At 64.3% G+C, this 5231-nt stretch carries 6 protein-coding genes; all 6 read left to right on the top strand.

From position 1 onward, the window contains the following. Positions 1-436, top strand: a 436-nt coding sequence (locus tag AC2FLX_RS21850; RefSeq protein WP_496875560.1) for a phenylalanine--tRNA ligase subunit beta-related protein, incomplete at its 5' end; no start/stop codon positions are given. 488 nt (positions 437-924) lie between these two features. Next, positions 925-2406, top strand: a complete 1482-nt coding sequence (locus tag AC2FLX_RS21845) for a sensor histidine kinase (RefSeq protein ID WP_480749495.1) — start codon at positions 925-927, stop codon at positions 2404-2406. Beyond that, complete coding sequence (locus AC2FLX_RS21840; protein ID WP_480749494.1) at positions 2403-3011, top strand: response regulator transcription factor; 609 nt, start codon at positions 2403-2405, stop codon at positions 3009-3011. The genes AC2FLX_RS21845 and AC2FLX_RS21840 overlap by 4 nt, the downstream gene beginning before the upstream one ends. An 89-nt stretch (positions 3012-3100) precedes the next feature. After that, entirely contained in the window at positions 3101-3583 is a 483-nt protein-coding gene (locus AC2FLX_RS21835) for a GlcG/HbpS family heme-binding protein (RefSeq protein ID WP_480749493.1), read from the top strand. Positions 3584-3648: 65 nt separating this feature from the next. Then, entirely contained in the window at positions 3649-4323 is a 675-nt protein-coding gene (locus AC2FLX_RS21830; protein WP_480749492.1) for an ankyrin repeat domain-containing protein, read from the top strand. A 293-nt stretch (positions 4324-4616) separates the two neighbouring features. Then, positions 4617-5105, top strand: a complete 489-nt coding sequence (locus AC2FLX_RS21825) for a nucleoside deaminase (protein ID WP_480749491.1) — start codon at positions 4617-4619, stop codon at positions 5103-5105. The last annotated feature ends 126 nt before the right edge of the window (positions 5106-5231 follow it).

Here is a 5231-nt window from a genome sequence, read left to right as displayed (position 1 = left end):
GAAAAAGGTTCTGGGCGTATTTGGCGAGCTGCACCCGCGCGTGTTGCAGGCCATGGATATCAAGGGACCGGCGATGGCCTTTACCATCTGGCCCGAAGAGGTGCCGTTGCCGCGCAAGACCGGCGCGACACGTCAGGCGCTGGAGCTGCGTGACCTGCAGGCGGTCGAACGCGACTTTGCCTTTGTCGTCGACGCGAATGTCGAGGCGCTGACGCTGGTCAACGCCGCCGCCGGGGCCGACAAGGCTCTGATCGAGGACGTGCGCGTCTTTGACGAGTTCATCGGCGGCAGCCTGGGCGAGGGCAAGAAATCACTGGCCATCACGGTGCGCCTGCAACCGACCGAATCAACCCTGAAGGAAAAGGATATCGAGGCGGTCGCCGAAAGGATCATCGCCAAGGTCACCAAGGCGACGGGCGGCACTCTGCGCGGCTGATCCCGCCCAGGCACACCCACCGACGCAAATGCAATTCAGCTCCCGAAAACCCATCGGGAGCTTTTGCCGCGATACCGAGTGACCGATGTCGGCTGTGCGGGACGAAGCGGGCTTTCGATCTTTTCAACCCAAGGTCAGCTTTGTGTAGTTTCGCGACCGAAGTGAAAAGTAAGACGGGTGGGACACATTTGTTCGCTGTGTATGTGAACGACTGGGGCAAGCAGGATGCGAACATCAAATGTTCTCGATGTTCAAACCAACTCCCAAGTGACCGGTGCCCCACATTTAGTGGCAAGCGACGCACCAATGAAATGTCCCTCGCGCCTCTGTAGTCCTACGGATTTCAAAACGGGGCCAGGAGGATATGCTTGTCTCCACGTCACGATGCTTGAAGAGGCATCGCCCACACCGGAACCGGACACGTGTCAGAGAGAGCGCGACCAGCACGAGACATCCTGCGCCGACCCCTTGCCCGGGGGATCGCCTGGGTGGTTGTCTGCGTCCTGGCGCTTGGGCTTCTCGCCGGTTTCGAGCGCAGCGCGCGGCTGGCCGACCTGACGGCGGAGAGCGATCGCCTTCACGCGGTCGCCTCACAACGCGTCGATCAGCACGATGCGCATCTGACGGCCCTGTCTGCCATCGCGGTGGCCGGAGCGGAGCAGCGTCCGGACCTCGTTCGCGAGGTCGCGGGCGCGATCATGCGGTTCTACCCCCGGATCATCGGCATTTCCCTCGTGCCGCTGGACGGAGAAGACGGCGTGCTGGAAATCGGGGTCCGCGAGACTGATCTCCGGGAGCTCATCCGCGCAAACGCCGAACGCTCGACCGGCGCGCCGGTCCTGGTGCGGCATCCCTCTGACCGCCCGGCCTACCTGATCGTCAAACGAAGCCCCAACTCCGACGCGGCGCGCTATGGGCTCGCCCTTGTCATTGATGCCGCGGCCCTGCTGGATGGAGACTCCGCCTATTGGACGCGGGCCGAGGCGTCGCGCTGGCTGGCGCTGCCGGACGGCACTCCGCTGATTGGCGTCGTCGCAGACTCCCACGCGCCGCAGTTTACTCGCGCCCTGTCGAGTGGCACGCAGCCGCTTGAACTGCAGACGGCGATCCGCATGACAATATCGGACATTCTGCCGCTGGGCCGGGTGGTCCTCGTCCTGGCCGTGATCGCATTGTGTGCCCTAGCGCTGCGCGTGATCGGCCGACAACGCGCCAAGGTCCGCGCCGCGGAGGCGCGGGCTGAACTCAGCGGTCTCGAAACCCGTCTCAGCCATGCATCCCGGGTGAACGCGCTCGGCGAGATGGCAAGTGGCATGGCGCATGAACTGACCCAGCCCCTGACGGCGATCCTGGCGCAGGCGCAGGCGGCCCGACACCTTGCCGCACGCGGAGACACAGACCGCGTCGCGGAGATTCTCGAGGAGGTCGTTGGACAGACGCGGCGCGCCTCCGCTATTCTGGAGCGCCTGCGGACGTGGACGCGGCCGGGGGAGCGCCACGCGGAACCCATCGATCTCAGAGACTGCATCCGCGTGGCGGAAAGCCTGCTCGCGGGACAGGCACAAGAGCTTGGCGCCAGCCTCACCCTGACGCTGCCACCGACGCCTCTGACGGTGGAGGGCGATCGGGTGGAAATGGAGCAGGTCCTGTTCAACCTGATGCGGAACGCGCTCGACGCGGTCGCCGAGAGTACGGGGACGCGGGAGGTTGCCGTTGAGGCGTCGCTCGACGCCGAGATGGTGGTGATCGAGGTGAGCGACACCGGTCCCGGAATTCGTCCGGATGTGCGGGACCGGCTGTTCATCCCTTTTGTCACGACCCGGGAGAACGGAACAGGCCTCGGCCTTGCGCTTAGCCATCGCCTTGTCGAGCGAGCCGCCGGCGATCTGACATTGGTCGAGGCCCGCGAGGGTGCACGCTTCAGGATCAGCTTGCCTCTGGCCCGTGCCGCCCGGGAGGCGGCGGAATGACCGCGCCGGTCTATCTTGTCGACGACGATGCGGCGGTCCGGGACGCTCTCTCGCTGCTGCTCTCCACCGTGGGGATCGATGTCAGGACCTTCGCCGGTCCCGAAGACTTCCTGTCGGCTCTTCCGAAGCTGGGCCCGGGCTGCCTGATCCTCGATATCCGGATGCCGGCAATCTCGGGATTGAAGCTGCAGGAACGCCTGACCGCAAGCGGTGTGGAATGGCCGACGGTGGTGATTTCCGGGCATGGCGATATCGAAGCCTGCCGAAAGGCGTTCCGTAATGGCGCCATCGACTTCCTGTCGAAACCGGTGGACGAGCAGGACCTCATTGACGCCATACAGAAGGGGCAGGCAGCACTGAGCAGGACCGCCGAAGCAGACGCCGAGCGCCGGGAAACACTGGCGCTCCTGTCCGGGCTGACGCCGCGCGAGCGGGAAGTCCTGTCACTCGTGGCGCGGGGCTTCGCGACCCGCGACATCGCCGCAGCGCTTAAAGTCTCCCCCCGGACGGTGGAAAGCCATCGCGCGGCGATCGGGGCCAAGCTCGGCACCACCTCGCCGGCCGAGATGACGCGTCTCTGGATCGAGGCCGAGCCCACTCGGTAGTTCTACGGAGGTGTTGGGCTGGCCTACGAATGGGTTAGAATCCCGTGGTGGCTTAGGTGTCTCCCTATCACCAGCAAAGGAGAACCGACATGCTCAGAACAATCACCCTTCTCGCCGCTTTCGCCGCTCCCGTGGCAGCGCACGCGCAGGACCTGCCCACCAGCCCCTATCTGCCGCTTGCCATGGCGAGCGACGCCGCGAATGTGGCCCTTCAAGCCTGTGCCGCTGACGGCTACAACGTGAGCGTTGCCATCGTCACCCGCGATGGTGCCACCAAGGTGCACCTGAAGGCCGACAACTCGGGGCCCCATACCGTCGGCAGCGCTCAGGGCAAGGCCTTCACCTCGGCCTCTATGGGGCGCGACACGGCAGGGCTTGCCGAGTTCATCGGCGAAAACCCGCAGCACGACGGTCTGCGCTACATGGATGCGCGCATGGTTATCCAGGGCGGTGGTCTGCCCATCAGGATCGGAGGCGCGCTGGTGGGCGGTATCGGCGTCGGAGGTGCCCCCGGCGGACACCTGGACGAGGCCTGCGCCCGTGCTGGACTGGACGCAATCGGCGCCGAGTGAATCCATTGGGGTCCGCGCCTGATGCGCGGACCCGTCCTCACGAACACCCCAAGAAAGGTAGACCCATGCGCCGTCTTTCCCTGACTGCCCTTCTCATTGGCCTCGCCGGTCCGGTCGCTGCGCAAACCGCCCCCTCTGCCAGCGAGGTCGCTGCTTACGACGGCCTCTTCCAGGCCGCCCATGAGGGCGATGTCGCTGGGATCGAGCGTCTGATCCGTGAAGGCGCCGACGTCGATGCCCGAGACTCCAGAGGCCGGACGCCGATCCATGTGGCAGCCTTCGCGTCCGAGGACGAGGCATTGCGCGCTCTGGCGGAGGCCGGTGCCGACATGAATGCCCTCGAACACCGGGCCTATGACGTCGTGACGATCGCAGCCGTCGCGGATGATCTCGAGCTGATGTCGCTCGCCATCGAACTGGGCAACGATCCGGGCCTCGTGACGAGTCCCTATCTTGGCACCGCGCTGATCGCCGCGGCGCATCTCGGTCATGCCGAGGTGGTGCGGCGTCTGATCGACGCGGGCGCGCCGCTCGATCACATCAACAACCTGCACTGGACGGCGGTGATGGAAGCTGTGGTTCTGGGCGATGGTGGCGCGGATCACCAGGCCGTGCTCGACGCGCTCCTCTCCGCCGGGGCCGACCGGTCCCTGGCCGACCGCGATGGCGTCACACCGCTGCAGCACGCCGAAGCGCGTGGGTTCAAGGAGATGGCTGAACGGTTGAAAAGGCCGAACTGACGGCCAGTGCCGAGGCGCCTTATCGGGCGGCGCATCCGGCTCTTTGATATGCCCGTCTGATCTGGCTCACCGTTGTGCTTAAGAGATGCAGTACAGAGATCGGCAATCAAGCGTCACAGGCCCAATAAGATGGTTCAGACGTCGCGGAGCGCGTATCTGCTTGACGATCCTAGCCGGGATGATTCGAATACCACAGGCGACCAACTCGTCGATCTGTAAGGGTTTTGCTCTGAGACCTGACAGGCGGCGAAGGCAAGGGCAGTGAAACCGCTTCGGTAAAGGACACTTACATCATGTATGTCGAAGACTTCTTGCTCCGCGCTATCGAGCTCTCGGCAACTGCGCTTATGACGGAGGGAACCGAACCCTTCGGCGCGGTGATCGTGCGAAACGGTCGGATCGTGGGTGAGGGGATTAACCGATCCTTGCTCAATCACGATCCCACGTCACATGGTGAGATCGAGGCCATTCGCGACGCGGCCCGGAACCTCGGGACCGTCGATCTCAGCGGTTGCGAACTTTATACGAACTGCGAGCCATGTCCGCTTTGCGTGGCCGCCATGGAGATCGCACAGATATCGCGCTTGTATTATGCCGCAAGTCTCGCGCAGTCGGATTCTGCCATGAATGGGCTGTCTCCTGCTTCCAGATTTCCAATCGATTCTGAGAAGCTGCGGGAGGCATGCATCCAGCCAGTTGATGCCCGGGACATCCCGGCTGAGCAACATTTGTCCGAGGTGGCAGTCGAGGTAATCGCTGCTTGGGCCGAGACACGCAAATGACGCGTGACGTTTTGGCGGGCCTGCGTGGCAAGGGCCACCAAATGTAGGCCGCCGCGGCAGAGCGCAGCGGCCAAACCAGTCTGGCTTATTCCTTGATTCCGGCCGACTCGATGAGCGGCGCCCAGA

Source organism: Ruegeria sp. YKSF57 (assembly GCF_059612585.1).
This window is presented reverse-complemented; position numbering and strand designations above follow the sequence as displayed.